The 15,441-nt window shown below is 69.7% G+C and carries 10 protein-coding genes and 2 pseudogenes; 10 read left to right on the top strand and 2 right to left on the bottom strand.

Annotation, left to right across the window (positions count from 1 at the left end):
* Positions 1 to 384: 384 nt before the first annotated feature.
* The 3 genes from AB0G56_RS24300 (at position 385) to AB0G56_RS24290 (ending at position 3,740) form a co-directional block, all read left to right on the top strand.
* On the top strand, positions 385 to 1,695 hold the full coding sequence (locus AB0G56_RS24300; RefSeq protein WP_360972649.1) for a hypothetical protein: 1,311 nt from the start codon (positions 385 to 387) through the stop codon (positions 1,693 to 1,695).
* Between the two features lie 379 nt (positions 1,696 to 2,074).
* Positions 2,075 to 3,418, top strand: coding sequence for an SMI1/KNR4 family protein (locus AB0G56_RS24295; protein WP_360972647.1), 1,344 nt, complete (start codon positions 2,075 to 2,077; stop codon positions 3,416 to 3,418).
* Positions 3,419 to 3,467: 49 nt separating this feature from the next.
* Positions 3,468 to 3,740, top strand: a complete 273-nt coding sequence (locus AB0G56_RS24290; RefSeq protein WP_319594182.1) for a glutaredoxin domain-containing protein — start codon at positions 3,468 to 3,470, stop codon at positions 3,738 to 3,740.
* A 402-nt stretch (positions 3,741 to 4,142) separates the two neighbouring features.
* Here the strand turns inward: AB0G56_RS24290 and AB0G56_RS24285 are convergent, their stop codons facing one another.
* Positions 4,143 to 4,736 (bottom strand): hypothetical protein, encoded by a 594-nt coding sequence (locus AB0G56_RS24285; RefSeq protein ID WP_360972645.1) that lies wholly within the window; start codon positions 4,734 to 4,736, stop codon positions 4,143 to 4,145.
* A gap of 41 nt (positions 4,737 to 4,777) precedes the next feature.
* Between AB0G56_RS24285 and AB0G56_RS24280 the strand changes: the two are divergent.
* From AB0G56_RS24280 to AB0G56_RS24250, 7 genes and pseudogenes are all read left to right on the top strand, one after another.
* Positions 4,778 to 5,032: pseudogene (locus AB0G56_RS24280) on the top strand (transposase); the annotation flags it as partial.
* A 627-nt stretch (positions 5,033 to 5,659) separates the two neighbouring features.
* On the top strand, positions 5,660 to 8,560 hold the full coding sequence (locus AB0G56_RS24275; protein WP_360972643.1) for a DEAD/DEAH box helicase family protein: 2,901 nt from the start codon (positions 5,660 to 5,662) through the stop codon (positions 8,558 to 8,560).
* Complete coding sequence (locus AB0G56_RS24270; protein ID WP_360972641.1) at positions 8,560 to 9,909, top strand: hypothetical protein; 1,350 nt, start codon at positions 8,560 to 8,562, stop codon at positions 9,907 to 9,909. Before AB0G56_RS24275 ends, AB0G56_RS24270 begins: the two co-directional genes overlap by 1 nt.
* Positions 9,906 to 11,405: a class I SAM-dependent DNA methyltransferase gene (locus AB0G56_RS24265; protein WP_360972639.1), complete on the top strand. Its 1,500-nt coding sequence runs from the start codon at positions 9,906 to 9,908 to the stop codon at positions 11,403 to 11,405. The genes AB0G56_RS24270 and AB0G56_RS24265 overlap by 4 nt, the downstream gene beginning before the upstream one ends.
* 34 nt (positions 11,406 to 11,439) lie before the next feature.
* Entirely contained in the window at positions 11,440 to 13,080 is a 1,641-nt protein-coding gene (locus AB0G56_RS24260; RefSeq protein ID WP_360972637.1) for an AAA family ATPase, read from the top strand.
* A gap of 5 nt (positions 13,081 to 13,085) precedes the next feature.
* Positions 13,086 to 14,201: an HNH endonuclease gene (locus AB0G56_RS24255; protein ID WP_360972635.1), complete on the top strand. Its 1,116-nt coding sequence runs from the start codon at positions 13,086 to 13,088 to the stop codon at positions 14,199 to 14,201.
* 356 nt (positions 14,202 to 14,557) lie between these two features.
* Positions 14,558 to 14,916: pseudogene (locus tag AB0G56_RS24250) on the top strand (transposase family protein); the annotation flags it as partial.
* A gap of 217 nt (positions 14,917 to 15,133) precedes the next feature.
* Here the strand turns inward: AB0G56_RS24250 and AB0G56_RS24245 are convergent.
* Positions 15,134 to 15,340, bottom strand: coding sequence for a hypothetical protein (locus tag AB0G56_RS24245; protein ID WP_358782623.1), 207 nt, complete (start codon positions 15,338 to 15,340; stop codon positions 15,134 to 15,136).
* Positions 15,341 to 15,441: the final 101 nt, after the last annotated feature.

Here is a 15,441-nt window from a genome sequence, read left to right as displayed (position 1 = left end):
AGCGGAGCTGTCAGGGGGCCTGGCCGCGACCGCGGCGACGGAGTCCGGGCGGGTCGGCAGCACGAACCAGACGCTTATTCCCAGGCCGTGCGGCGGACGCCCCACGCGTCGGCGAGCGCGTCCAGCGGGGTTTCCCTCACGGCCGGACTCGGTCGGATCCTCGACGGCGGTATCCGGCGTCAGGCTGCCCTGCAGGGGTGAGCCTTCGGGGACGGCGCCAGCGCGACACCTTCCGTCATGCCTTCACGGGGCCGGTGGCAGAGCAGGTCGATCTCGAACTCAGCGAAGGGGGCAAGGACGTTGAAGAACATAGTCGGGGCTCGCATGTTGCGCCCGCCCTGGCAACTCCCGGCATCATGCGGTGGAGCTCAGTAGCGTGGAGGGATGAGAACACGTGGGGGGAGGCTCGCCGCCGTCGCGAGCCTGATAGCCGGCATGGCCCTGGTGCTGGGCGGCTGCGGCAAGATCAGAGCGGACAACACCGGTTCGGGAGAGACGAGCGCGACAAAGCTCGGGTTCAAGAAGTACGCGGGCGCGGTGGGCTACCCGTCGGTGACCGGCCCGCACAACAAGGGGTACGTGGCGCCTGGCGAGGGTCTGCGCCAGCTGGTGCCGCTGGGCGACTGCGCCTTGGGAGAGGGGACGTTCGCCAACGGGTACCGCTATGTCAACGTCAACTGGACCGGTCCGCAGGGCTGTACGAAGCTCTCGATCACCCCGAATCCGGGCGCAGACGACGAAGCCGACGTGCCGTACTCCATGCGCAGCGGCTGGCTCGGCGGCGGCCTGCCGGGCGACGTGGTGGTGCCGTGGGACGACGGTTCACTGATCGGGGTCGGCGCCACGCTGACCCGCCGAGCGCCGAACGGCGAGCAGTCCCGGCTCGCCGCGCTGCCGCTGACGTTCAAAACCCACCCCGAGCAGGAGACCGCGGACGACGCCTCGGTGAACACCGCGATGAAGGTCGGCACGCGCCTGCTGATCGGCGGCGGCCAGACCGTCGACCAGGTGGAGTCTCCGTACGTGTTCGCGTCCGACGACGCGGGCAAGACCGTGCGTCGCGTGCCGCTGCCGGCGATCGACGGTCGGCAACCGTCCACGCCCGTGGGCGACTTCGGCGTCAACGGCACACAGGTCGTCGCCTTCGGCGCGGCGGCGACCAACGCCTACAACTTCCACCCCACGGGCACGATCCCGTTCTGGCACAGCGCGGACGGCGGCTTGCACTGGACGTCCGGCGACATCACCGGGATGCCACCGGGCACACAGGTGCACCGCGTCCTGTACGCGTCGGGCCACTGGTTCGCCGTGGGCGGCTACGCGAAGGCCGGCGCCTTCTACGATTCCCTCCCGCTGGTTCTCACCAGCCAGGACGGCACCCACTGGATGCGGATGGACAGTTCGGCGATGGGCACCGGCAACATCGCTGCCGCGACCGTCGACTCCGCGGGCCACCCGGTCCTGGTCGGCTCGGCCCCCCGGCCGAAGTCCGAGCCGAACTCCCGCACGGTGTGGTGCAGTTCCGTCTGGGTTGGCGACGGGACGACCACGGGATGGCAACGCGGCGGCCTCGGCTGCAGCGAGGATCCCCCGAGCGCGGCGGCCACCCTCACGGACGGGCGTGTGCTGATCGCGGGCAACCGGGACCTCTGGCTCTCTCGAAGCCCGTGGCCGGGGCGCGGTCACAAGCCTTGATCTCTTCCCGCGGCGGATGGGCCGTCACAGGATCCACGAGATCGGCGAGGTCCTGGAGTTGCTGCGGGGTGCCGCGGCGCCCAGCATCTGGAACGGCCGCCCCGCGGGGATGCCGTTCTGGCTGGGGCGAGGCTGGGGTCGTGAGTCGCGGCCACGACACTCCCGCGGTGCCGACCCGGGCAAAGCGACCGGGTGCCGAATTCGGAGCCCCCGGTCCGCCCGAAGAAGGCGAGGGTGGGCGACGACGGCGCCGACCGCCCCATCGTGGTAGCCGAGCCAAGGAGAAGGCCGAGCGGAGCCGAGCCGGGGCCGCAACCCATTGTCATACCCCTGTGGTGAGGTGAAGTCAGACAACGGAGAGGGAGAGGCGGAGGGGACGATGGGTGAGTGCACGGCGTGGCGACCGTTTCTGGAGCAGTGGAGCGCGGAGTGGATCGCGGGGCACGACCCGGAGAAGGACGCGCCGCTCGCGCCGGAGGTCGTGCGTGACACCTGGCTCGGGTTCGCGCCGGCGAGCGAGACCGAGGTCGCCGCGGCCGAGGCCCGGCTGGGGCGCCGGCTGCCGCCTTCGCTGCGGCAGTTCCTGCAGGTCACCAACGGGTGGAGGGACGCGGGCAACTTCATCTACCGGCTGGCGGGCACCGCGGAGCTGGAATGGCTGCGCGATACCGACGACCGTACCTGGATCGAGGTCTGGGAAGACCTCGCGGAGGACGAGGACGGTGAGGATGCGTTCGGCGTTCAGGAGGCGAAGATCCTCGCGCGCTCCCTGCGCCTGTCCCTCGAGGGTGACGCGGCGGTCATGCTGCTCGACCCGGACGACGTGGACGAGGACGGTGAGTGGGCGGCGTACTGGCTCGCTTCCTGGTCCGGCGAGGGACCGGAGCGGTACGGCTCTTTTTACGACCTCATGCGCCGGCAGTGGGTGTCCTTCCACGCCCTGCGCAAGCCGCCGGGCGCCACCCGGGACCACTGGGACGCGGAGGTCGAGCGAGCCCGCTGCGAGGCGCTGGCCGGGGCCGTCGACAGACCGCTGGCGGTGTTCGCCCAGGCGCACGAGTACGGGCGGGAGCGGGCCGACGTGCTGAGCATGCAGATGAAGGCGATGCTCGGCGATTGGCGCGGCCACATCGCGAGCCTGATGTGGTACCGCCTGGGGCACGACGACCTCCTGCTCAGTCCGCTGTTCGCCGCGCAACTCCTGCCGCTGCTGGTCCGGCAGGATCAGCTCGCGCACCCTGACGACCTGCGGCCCCTGCCGCGGCTCAGGGAGTACGCGCCCGCGCCTGTGCGGGCGCTCGTCGCCGACTACGAGGCCCGTACGGCCGAGCCGGGCTTCCGGCTCACCTTTGGCGGGCCCGAGTTCGACGCGGCCGTGCACGCCGTCACCGACCGCCTCACCGGACACCCAGCCTTCCAGGCTCCCGACGAACCGCCGAACCGTACGGGTCCGATCGTCGTCAGCCTGTACGCGGGCGGCGGCCCGCGGCCGGAAGCCGAGCCGCTGTCCGACCCCGCCAAGGTCCGCGCGGCCCGCGCGGCCCTGTGTGACGAGGCGTGGCCCGAACTCCATGCCGCGCTGCGCCTGTGGGAGCCGGTGTGTGAGGACCATATCGCCCCGATATCCCTGTTCGCCGACCCGGTCCTGGCCCAGATGATCACCCCGGACCGCGGCCGCGAGATCCTGGCCACGCCCCGAGGGACGGGCCCCGGCCTCCCGTAGGCTGGGCGTTCCAGCAGTCAGGGACAGCGACACCGTACGGGGGAATGGCATGTCCGAGGAACGCGAGGGTGTCGTGATGTACTGGCGGCCTGGGTGCGTGTTCTGCATGAAGCTGCGGCTGAGCCTGCTCTTCACCCGCCTGCGCTACTCCAAGCGGAACATCTGGCGGGACAAGGACGCAGCAGCGTTCGTCCGTTCCGTCGCGGACGGGAACGAGACGGTGCCCACCGTCACCGTCGCCGGGCACGCCATGGTCAACCCGTCGAAGCAACAACTACTGGACGCGGTCCGCACGCACGCACCGCACCTGCTGGCGTCCTGACCTGGCGCGAGAGGAGACAGGGCGAGGGCGCGATGGCCTGTGGCCGGCCCAGACGCGGTCGAGGGCCGTCGGGCACCACCCCAACGCGAGCCCGCCCTGTTCCGCATCGCACAGCGCACCTCGACCATGTCGTCGTAGATCCGGGGTACGACGGCCTCGACCGGGAGACAGGCCAGTTCCGGCCGCAACGCCCGCTCCGCAGTATCAGCCTCCGCGCGCCCTCTGTCGCATAGAGGCAGTCGATCAGGCCGACCTGTCGTCGCGCCCGAACTCCGCCACTCGACGGCAGCGATGTGTGGACCTACACCGCCGATCTCGGGCGACCTCCATCCGAAATCGCACCAACGGTGCATCGTGGCGATGGCCGCGCGGTACGCCGTACCTGACGGAGCGTCGGGCTTCTCAGCATCGCCGATCGACGAATCGTGTACGTGACCTGCAGATTTCCAGTAGCGACGGGGACAGGCGATGGGGGACGGATCGACTACAGGCGTCTCGGATGTAGACGGCCTTGTCGGGCGGGTACTTGTTCTTGGCGTCCCGTTGCAGCACGCTCGAAGCACCGGGGTACTGGGACACGCCGTGGGCGGTGAGCCGCAGGTAGATGTCGTTGGGCCGGACGTCCTGGGAAGCCGGGAGAAGATTCTCGATGACCTTGGACACGATGCCGACGGTGTCGAAGCCGCCGTCGGCGTCGGCGCTCAGGCGCCCGAAGACGGCTGCGAAGTCCTGGTGAACTGGGCGTAGGGATCCCGCGAGTCCGGCGTCGGGGCATTGGTGGTCTCGTAGAAGAGTGTCATATACGGGTAGGTTCGTGCCGTGCGGGCGGGGTGGAGCTGGAAGTCGGGCGCTCTCGGCGATCAGGGGAATGGTGGTGCCTTCCGGTGGCTGGCACTGACCGCAGGCGCTCTGCATGGCGTTGAGGAGGCTGGGCAGCACGCCCGACCGCCCGAGATAGGCGACAACGCCGTGCGTCGCGAAGACCTTGATGCACACGTCGGTGGCGATGCTGTCCGGCGTGGTGGCTCCGAGCTTCTCGCTGTAGGGTTCACAAAATAGGGAACGTCTCGAACGCGCTGCCCAAGTCCGCGCAGCCCGGCGCGAAGAAGGCTCTGCAAGAGATCTACACCGCCGAGGACCGTGCGCACGCCGAGAAGGCGATCACCGCGTTCGAGAAGGCGTACGGGGCGAAGTTCCCCAAGGCCATCAAGAAGATCACCGGCGAGGTCGACGAGCTGCTGGCGTTCCACGACTTCCCCGCCGAGCACTGGGTCCATCTCAGGACGACGAACAGTAGGCTCCTGGCGGCGCGAGCCGGCCGTCCGCGAGTTCATCCACCGCACCCGCAAAGAACTCGGCGTCGCCGCCTGAAGCACCATCGCGGCCAGCCGCGTCTCGTGAAAGCAGCGTCGGTCGCCGCGGGTCGGCTGGAAGCAGAACCAGGCGGCCCGGGTGGACCGCGAGCCCGGCTCCGCGCACATCAGGCCGTCCCTGCCCTCCGCGCCGCCGGTCCCTCCCGCCGAGATGGCCGCGCCCCTCCTGAACGCGGGACCGGACGGGCGGGCACGGCCAGCCCACTGGCTGGTATGGAGGCTTCGGTGCACGCGCGGCTTCTCCCGGCGCATCGAGCGGGCTGATCCACCGAACCCGGTACACAACCCGCCCATATCTGGCAAAGCGTCAGTGTTGTGCGCAGGGGGCGGACGGTAGGGTGAGAGCCGTTCTGTAGCGGATTCTGCGGCGCCGCAGTGCAGGTAGGGAGGGTCGGCGTGGCTCTGGAGCCGAGCGTGCTCGAAAGCCGGTTCACAGACCTGGCTCTCGCGTCAGCCAATTTCGGGTTCCTGCTTCCCTACGAGCCTCTTCTTGTTCTTCACGGCGCATCCTGTGAGGCCCGCGCGGCTACTGCTCCCGCTGATGCGGTGGCGGCGGCACGCCAGTTCGGTGAGGTTCTCGCCGCTGAGGTCGGCCACCGGACCGGGGTGCGCCTGCCCGCGGGTGATCAGCCGGCCCGTCTGGACATCCTGTCTCGCGCCGGGGTGCTCGTGCCGCAGGTCCTGGACGCGTTCAACGACCTTCACCGTTGCGACGGCAGCACACGCGAGGGGCGGGAGGCGGCGGCGCATCTGGTCGAGCGCTGCTTCATGCTGGCCGCCTGGTTCTTCCGTGCCCTGACCGGCGACGCGGAGTCGATGAACTTCGTCCACGTCGCCGCGTCCGATCTGAGTGTTCTGGCGCAGCGGGTCGCTGCGCTGGAAGAGGACCTGCCCCGTCTGCGCCGCGACTTCGACCTGCGCGTCTCGCCGGTGACCCTGGCGGTCACCGAACGTGAACAGCTGATCGTCAGCGCGCGCGATGCCGCCTATGAGCCGCTGCGCGAATCCGACATTGCCGCGGAAGTGCAGCGTAGGCTCGCCAAGGCGGGATGGGACGTGCTGGGCGCTGGTGAGGAGACTCAGCTCAACCGCTCCCTGGGCTGCGTCCTGGTGGAGCCCCGCCTGGCTGGAGGACGGCGCGCGGACATGCTGCTGACGGTCGGCGGACAGGTGGTCGGGATCGTCGAGTGCAAGCGGGACGGTGCCGATCTCACCAACGCCATGGAGCAGGCGGGCGCACTGGCCGAGGCCCCGGCGGGCTCCTTGCCGTGGCCCGTGTGGCGCTCGCCGCTGCCGTACCGGTATGTGAGCGATGGCCGGCGTCTGCTGTTCTGCGACGCCAATGACCCCGATCCGCACGCTCGCCTCGTCAGCGGCTTCCACCAGCCCCGCACGCTGGCCCGCTGGCAGCGCGAGGCGGAGGCGGACAGCGTGGCGCCGACCTACCGGGCCCGACAGGCCGCCTATCTGCTGCGGCAGGACGAGGGACTCGACCAGCTCCGCAACCCCCAGCACGGGGCGCTGCGGGCCATCGAGCAGGCCCTTGCGGCCGGTCAGCGGCGGGCGCTGGTGCACATGGCCACCGGCTCCGGGCGGAGTTTCACTGGGGTGTTCACCGCCTACCGGCAGCTCCGCTACGCGCGCGCGGGCCGGGTCCTGTTCGTGGCCGACCGAAAGCTGGCCGTGCACCAACTGATCGCTCAGCTGCGCCAGTTCAGCATGCCGGACGGAGGGCGCCGTCTCGATGACGTGTACCACGTGCAGGAGCTGACCGCGGACGGCCTGGACCCGTCGGCTTCCGTGGCCGTGGCCACGGTGCAGCGGCTGTCGGCCATGCTCGCCGGCACGCCAGCACCCGAGGACGGCTCCGACCGCGTGTCGGCGTACGAGACCGCCGAACGGCAAGCGCATCCCGATGCCACACCCCTAGAAGTGACCTACTGCGAGGCGCTGCCGCCCGACGCGTTCGATCTCGTCATCGTCGACGACTGCCACCGCGCGCTCTACGGACAGCGTCGTGCCCTTCTTGAATACTTCGACGCTCCCATCGTCGGCTTCAGCGCGACGCCGACCGCTACCGCTCTCGGATTTTTCAAGGGCAACCTGGTCGACTCCTACACTTACGAACAGGCCGTCGCCGACGGCGTCGCCGTGGACTACTCCGTCTACGAGATCCGGGTCGCCGACGACCGGCAGCTGGCGTTCGCCACCCCCGTCGACGCTGTCGGTGTGAAAGCCAACAGCTCGCGCCGCGCCCGCTACGAGGACCTGGACGAGGAGCTGGCTTCCACTGCGGGGCAGGGGTCGGCGCGAGCTGTCCCCTCCGAGCACCTGGCCGCGGTGGTGACGGCTTTCCGCGACGCGCTGCCGACCTTGTTCCCCGACCGGACGCAGCAGAGCGGCGCGCTCGGCGTGGTCCCCAAGGCCGTGGTGCTGGCGCAGGACGGATCGCATGCGGACGAGGTCGTGGAGCGCATCCGCGACGTGTTCGGCGCCGGGGACGTCTTCTGCCGACGGATCACGCACCGCGACGCTCATGCGGTGCACCTGCTGCGGGAGTTCCGCACAACACCGCAGTTCCGGATCGCGGTCGTGACGGATCTGATCTCCGGGTTCAGCGACATGCGGGCGCTCGAGTGCCTGCTGATCCTGCGCGAGGTGCGCTCCGCCGCCTACTACGAGCAGCTGCTGGCCATGGGAACCCAGACCATCGCGTCCGCGGAGCTGCGCGCCGTCACCCCGGGGGCGATTGCCAAGACGCAGCTCGTGGTCGTCGACGCGGTGGGCGCTTCGCGTCACCTCCAGCCGCTGGTGAATGTGACGGATGCATCCGGGCAGGCGGGGCGGGCCGCCTTGGAGCGCCTGCTGAGCCGTGCCGCTGACGGGCTGGTGACGCCGCAGGAGACGGCCGAACTCGCCATCAGGCTCGCCCGGCTCCTCCCCGCGCTCAGTGACGCCGACGGCGCCGAGATCCGGAAACTGGCGGGCCAGTCCCTGCAGGAGCTGGTGACCCGTCTCCTCGACTCCGTCGACTCGGATCACCTGGCACCACTGCGCCAGGCGGGAGGCAAGAGAGCCGTCGAGGACGAGCGGCGGGCGGCCCTTTTCCCGCTCGCCGAGAACCCCGAACTCCAAGAGGCGCTCCTTGGCCTGTACGACCGGCCGGCCCCTTTGCGGGTGGCGGCATCGAGCCGGCGTCGCCGAGAAGCGGAGACGGTGCGCGGGCGTCTGGCCGAGTTCATTAAGCGGGCCGGACCCTTCAGCTCCGCCCAGCTGTGGTGGATCGAGAAGATCGCGGACGTGGTGGCGACCGAGTCCCGCTTCGCCCCGGCGTATCTGGACGGCGTCCCCTTCTCGGCGCGCGGCGGCACGGACGGCTTCCTTGACGCCTTCGGGCCCGACGCCGCGATCGACCTCCTGGACGAACTGGGCAGGGCCCTGGCGTGATGAATGAGGTGCCTGCCGGCTGGAGGATCGTCCGGCTGGCCGACGTGCTGAGCGAACCGCTGGTCAACGGACGGTCTCCGCGCCCCGGCGAGGGCGGATTGCCCGTACTGCGCATGACGGCGCTTCGGGCAGCGACTGTGGACTTCACCCAGTCCAAGAGCAGCGACCGCAGTGACGACGGCCGCGCGATACTGCTCGCTGAACACGGGGATGTGCTGGTCGGCCGGGTCAACGGTTCACATTCCCTGGTCGGTGAGGGCGCCCTGGTGGACGGCCCCCCGGCCCCGACGGCCATCCCCGACACCATGATCCGAGTGCGCGTACGCCCGGATGCCCTCGATCCGCGCTACCTCGCACATCTGTGGAAGTCGCCGGTCATGCGGCGTCAGATCGAGGCACGTGCCCGCCAGGGCGGCGCAGCGATCTGGCGGATCAATCAGCGTGATCTGGCCGACGTCCTGCTGCCGCTGCCCCCTGTGGTGGAACAGCGCCGGATTGTCGGCCTGTTGGAGGACCACCTCGCCCGCATCGACGCCACCACGATCCGCACCAACGGCGCCCTCGACCAGGCCGACGTCCTGAGCCGTACTCTGACCGCGCGGGCAGGGCGCGGGGCTCTCGCCGAAGCCGCTCGGATTCCCGCGGACCTGCCCCGGGTGTCGGGTGTTGGTGACGGGACGCTGCCCGGCCTGCCCGAACGCTGGCGATGGACCCGCCTTGACGATGTCGCCGAGGTCACCCGCGGCATCACCCCGCCCGGCAAGCAGGAGTGGAATCCCGCCGATGTGGACGTCTCCTGCCTGCGGGTCGCCAACGTGCAGCGCGGCCGCCTGGACCTGGACGACGTCCGCACGATCCGGCTGCCCCCACCACGGGCCCAGGCAGCTCGGCTGCGGGCGGGCGATGTGCTGCTGACGGGCGGCGGATCGAGCGACAGCCTGGGCCGCGGCTGGATCTGGGAGGAGCAACTGCCCCACTGCGTCCCCCACAGCCACCTCTTCCGTGTCCGGATCACCGCCCATCAGCTCTACCCCGTCCTGCTGGCCTGGCACGCCAACGGCTTCGGCCGCCAGTGGTGCAAACACAACGCCAACCAGACCGTGGGGCCGGCGTCCATCAGCCTGACCAGGATCCGGCTCATGCCGGTGCCCGTCGCCCCCGTAGACGAGCAGCACCATCTGGTCGCGGTGGTCCAGGCGCACACCACGGCCCTGAACGCGGCCTCCGCGGCCGCCGAACGCGCTCTCGTGGTGGCCGGACGGCTGCGGCGTAACCTCCTGGAACGCGCCTTCACCGGTCACCTGTCCCCTCCGCTTTCCCCGTCCGGGCAACAGGAGTCTGTACTGTGAACCCCACCGTCTCCTCCCGCCCCGGATACGACCAGGCCCTGGTGGACCGGCTGTGGAACTTCGGCAATGTGCTGCGCGACAACGGCACCTCGGGCCTGGAGTACATCGAGCAGCTGGCCAGCCTGATCGTCCTCAAGCGCGCCCACGAACAACGCCAACGCCCCCTCAACGGGCAGGACGTACTCGGTTTCGACGCCTGGGCGCAGCTCACCTCGACCGAGCGCGACCACCTGATCCCGGTCTACGAGCAGATCCTGGACCTGCTCGCCGCCCGGCCCGGAACGCTCGGGCTGCTCTTTCGACGGGCACAAAACCGCATCCCGGACCCTGCCCTCCTGCACCGATTGATCGTCGACGTGGTGGACCGCCACCAGTGGTCCGCAGGCGACATCGGTGCCGTCTTCGAGGCGCTGCTGGTCCGCATGAGCACGGACACGAAGACCGGTGCCGGCCAGTACTTCACCCCTCGGCTGCTGATCGAGGCGATCGTGCAGTGCGTCCAGCCCGGCATCGACGACACCGTCGCCGACCCGGCCTGCGGCACCGGCGGTTTCCTGATCAAAGCCTTCGACTACCTGGTCGACCACTTTCCTTCAGGTGTCACCGCGGCCCAGCGCAAGCGGCTCGACCAGGGCGCCTTCTTCGGCACCGAACTCGTCGACGCAACCGCACGGCTGGCCACGACGAACCTGGTCCTACACGGCGTCACCCGGGCCGACGAGGCCCACCCGTGCATCACCGTCGGGGACGCGCTGGCCCGCCCGCCGGTCAAGCGGGCGACGCTGGTGCTCACCAACCCTCCGTTCGGCCGCCGCTCCACCAGCGATGAGCCCTACCGGGAGGACTTCTGGACCCTCACCACCAACCGGCAGCTCAACTTCCTCCAGCACATCCACAGCCTGCTGGAGACCGACGGCCGCGCCGCTGTCGTGGCGCCCGACAGCGTGCTGTTCGAAGGCGGGCCCGGTGAGCTGATCCGGCGCCGCCTGCTGTCCGCCTGTGACGTGCACACCCTGCTGCGGCTTCCCACGGGCATCTTCTACGCCGGCGGCCTCAAGGCCAGCGTCCTGTTCTTCGACAAGCCCGACCCGCGCCCCGACGGCAGCCCGTCCACGACACGGCTATGGGTGTACGACCTGCGCTCCCCGCACACGGCGACGGCCAAGCCCATGACGGAGGCCGGCCCCGACTACGGCGACTTCGTGTCCGCCTACCGGCCCGGCCGGCCCCGCAGCGAACGAGTCGAGACACCCCGCTTCCGGTCCTTCGCGGTCCAGGAGCTGCTCGCCAGGAGCGGCGTCAACCTGGACCTTCAGATCGCCGAACCCCCGCCCGGGCCCTTCACGCTGGAAGAGCCCGAGGCCGACCTACACCGCATGGCCCAGGAGATCACCGCTGAACTGGGCGCCGCCCTGGCCGAGTTCGCCTCCCTGACCGAAGCGCTGCGCCCCTACGGCGTGCACGCCGACAGCCCAGATGGTGAGGCGGAGCGGTGATGGCGACCAGGGGCGCCACGACCGGGGGGATGCCGTGCGGCTGCTGCGACTGAGCCTTCCCTCCTACCGGGGCCTGCACCACTTCGAGCTGGACCTCACGGACGCCCTCGACGGCGGCCATGCCATCGCCACCCTGATCGGCCCCAACGGCGGCGGCAAGTCCCGAGCCCTGCACGCGCTCGCCGAGATCTTCAGCGCCCTGCACCGGCCCGGGCGCCGTGCGGGGTTCGCCTTCGAGCTCGACTACGAGGTCCACGACAGGACGGTCCGGGTCGTTCAGACCTCCCCCGATAGCTCTCCCGAGCTGACCGTGAGCACCTCATTGGGCCGGCCGGTCCGGGTGGCCCGCGCGGTGTGGGCGCAGCATCTGCCCGATCACGTCTTCGGCTACCAGGCGCACGCCCAGGCCCCCTGGACCAGCGAGTTCGAGCAGCACCGCCGCTTCGCCGCCCGTCGCATCGGCCAATGGCGGCGGCAGTGGATGAAGGACTTCGACCACTGGCGCGCACACCACACGCCGGACGAGGCAGAGCTGTGGACCGAGCAGCTCACCCTGCCCATCAACTGCCCCCTGTACACGCCGGTGTTCCTGTGCACGCCCGCGCACCTGCCGCTCCTGCTCCTCGCGCAGACCACCCACTGGTCCGACTCGTTCGGCACCTACCTGCGCCGCCACTCCTACCTCCAGCGGGTGGCCTCCGCGGTCCTGCGGATCCGCGCGCCACGCGCCGCACGCGCCCCGCACCTGGCTGCCCTCCCGTACTGGGGCCTGGGCGGACCCGCCCGCACCCTGTTCGCGGCCGCCGCCGAATCGGGGCGATTCGGTCTCATCCCCGACGCCGACCCGGTGGACGGAGCCGGCAGCCCCGCCGAAGGGTTCCAGATCGACCTGGGCACCGCGGAGGACGTCCGCGCCTTCCGTAACCTCTTCGACAGCGACCTGTCGATGTTCGGCCTGCTCGCCACCCTGCTGGACGCCGGCTACCTCACCGTCGACGTCCGCCTGGACAAACCCGGCGCGCTCACCGTCGGCTTGGACGACCTGAGCTCCGGGGAGCAGCAACTCCTCACCATTTTGGGCCTGCTGCGACTGCAGCGGACACATGAGTCGCTGTTCCTTCTAGACGAGCCCGACTCCCACTTCCACCCGGAGTGGAGCCGGCGCTGGTACTCCTCCGTGCGCAGCGTGCTGGGACCGCATCAGCACTCGCAGTTCCTTACCGCCACCCACGAACCGCTCCTGGTGGCCAACATGACCCGTGAGCAGATCCGCGTCGTCACCACCGACGTGGAGGGCCAGGCCACCGCGGTGATACCCCGGGCCAACCCGCGCGGACAAGGCGCCGGCGGCCTGCTGACCACCGACCTGTTCGACCTGCCCACCCAACTCGACGAGCACACCCAGGAGCTGATCGACCGCCAGTACGCGCTGCTCCCCGAGGCGGAAGGCGACCCGGTCAAACAGGCCGCACTGCGCGACGTCACCGCCCAGCTGGAGACCATGGACTTTCCCCACTCCGACCGTGATCCGCTCGTAGCGGCCTTCCTCGCCGAGCTCCACCGCAGACGCCTCGCGCTCCTCGAGGCCGCGCAAGGCCCCAACCCGCCCTCGCCCGAACGGCTGCAGGCCCTGGTCGCCGAGCTGTTCCACGAGCGCTTCTCGTCGGTGATCTGACACCGATGAGACACGTGAACATGCAAGGGCTCACCGCCCCGCCGGCCTGGGCAACCAAGGCCAAACGCACCCTCGACGCGGTTAGAGCCGCCGTCGCCGCCGGCACCAAGCGCACATTCACCATGCACTGGACCGAGGACGCCGTACGCAACCTGCTCCTCGAACTCGTCGGCGACAAGTGCTGGTACTGCGAGACCCTCATCGTGCGCGCGGACATCACCGTCGACCACTACCGGCCGAAATCCGAAGTACTCGACGTGCCCGGCCACCCGGGTTACTGGTGGCTGGCTTACGACATGTCGAACTACCGCATCGCCTGCAGACACTGCAACAGCGGCGGAGCCCGCTACAACGGCGTCCGGGAAGGCCGCGCCAAGGGCAGCCAGTTCCCCCTCATAGGCGGAACCCGCGCCCGCACGGCAGCCGACGACCTGGACCGCGAACAACCGCTGCTCCTGGACCCAGCCCACCACAGCGACCCCGACCTGCTCGGCTTCGACAGCGCCGGCTACGCCCGACGCAGCAACACCCCCTACTCGCTGGCCGAAACGAAACGCGGCCTGTGCCGCGCCGACGAAACCATACGGATCCTCGCGCTCAACGACTCCCACCTCGTCCCGCTCCGCAGCCGCCTCATGCGGGAGGTCGGCGTGCTCGCCCGCTACGGTGACAAGACCGACATCCAGCAGCTGATCGACGACAAAGTGGGACCCAAGGCGCCATACAGCTCGGCAGCCGCCATGGCCCTGGCCCTGCATCGCGCCTGCGACCGGCCCGCCGCCGCGCCCACCACCGCAGCGACGCCCACACCCGCCGTCGACCCGGCACGCTCCCGAGTCGACCTGCAAGACCTGCTGCAACATCTGGACCCGGACGACCTGAAGGCCGGCATCACCCTCACCGGCCGGCACGAGAAGAAGGTCCACCAGGCAGTCCTGAACCACGAGGGCCAGATCAACGTCCTGGGCCGCCCCTGGCGCACCCCGACCACCGCCGCCAGGGCCGCGACCGGCAGCAACAAGATCGACGGCTGGGATTTCTGGCGTCTGACCATCGCCGGTGTGGAGCAGACCCTCGCCGAGTTCCGCGCCACGTACTTCCCGCCACCCGCACCAGCGTGAGACATGGGTGCCGGCGGTGAGGACGACGACGCGGCCCATGTTCGCTGTGCGATCCTGAGCGGCAGCCCTATCCGGGTTGAGGTGTTGTTGCAGTGATCGGGTTCAGTACGTGGTGGGCTTTGCTCCGCTATTTGGACATCTGCGAACTATGCAACCAAGCTCAGGCTACCCGAGTTGATCGAGCAGCCCGTGGACTCCACCAGAGCGACCGCTTGAACTCCTCCGAAATACCGCTGTGCAGCCATGGCGACACCTCCATCTCGGACCCCACGATCCGATCCTCAAGAGACGTCCACAAACGAGGAAACCCCACCTGCGGACTCGACCTGCCGAATGCACTCGTGGAGTGGGTCACGATGCTCGTGGTCACCCGTGAGGGCGACCGCTGCTGCAAGCCCCGTCCGTCCCAACGTGCGCTGGTGGCAGTGGTGTACCTGCGTGAGCACACACCCGGGCGAAGATTGCCGCCGGGTTCGAAATCAGCGAGTCCACCGCCCAGGCTTACACCACCGCGATCGTCGGCCTGCTCGCCGAACGAGCGCCCGGCCTGCTCAAAACCCTGCGCGAGGCAGACCCGGACTTCCTCCTGCTCGACGGCAGGCTTGCCGAGTGCGACCGCGGCGGCGACGGACGCGCCGACTCCCACAAGCACCGCCGACACGGCGTGAACGTGCAGGTGGTCACCGATCCGGGCAGCCGGCTCCTGTGGCTCTCTTTTGGTGCGTTTGCGATGGCGGTGCGGGAATCCTGGCCGAGGGCGGTGAGCGCCGCGTCTACCGGACACCTTGGGCGGATGTCCAGGTGGCGAACTGTTCGCGCCCGGCGGCGGTGAGGGTGAAGACCGAGGCACGGCGGCCGGTAGGCACATTCTTCCAATGGAGATCACCGGCGAACGAGCCAGGCAGCAAGCTCAGTGGCGTTCTGTTAGCCGGTCACTGGCCTTGGAAGGCGACCGCGTCGGGATGGTTGGTGAGCCACCAGCGGCATACGTTCCAGTGGTTGTCCTTGCCGCCCGCGTCGTCGAACGTCACCACGGCAACGACCGGGCCGCTGCAGTGAGGACTCGGTCGGGTGTGCATGCTGCACCTGAGCTGGTTGTCCGGCGACACCTCGTCGATGGCCGTGATGACGGATTTCATGTCATGAGCCTACGGCGATGTCGAACAGGTGCTTGCCTCCTTGATGTCAGTGGCATTGTGCCCGGCCGCAGGGAAGAGGGACGAATGACCCGGCCCGGGGC

The sequence above is a fragment of the Streptomyces sp. NPDC021356 genome (genome assembly GCF_040641015.1).
GTDB lineage: Bacteria > Actinomycetota > Actinomycetes > Streptomycetales > Streptomycetaceae > Streptomyces.
This window is presented reverse-complemented; position numbering and strand designations above follow the sequence as displayed.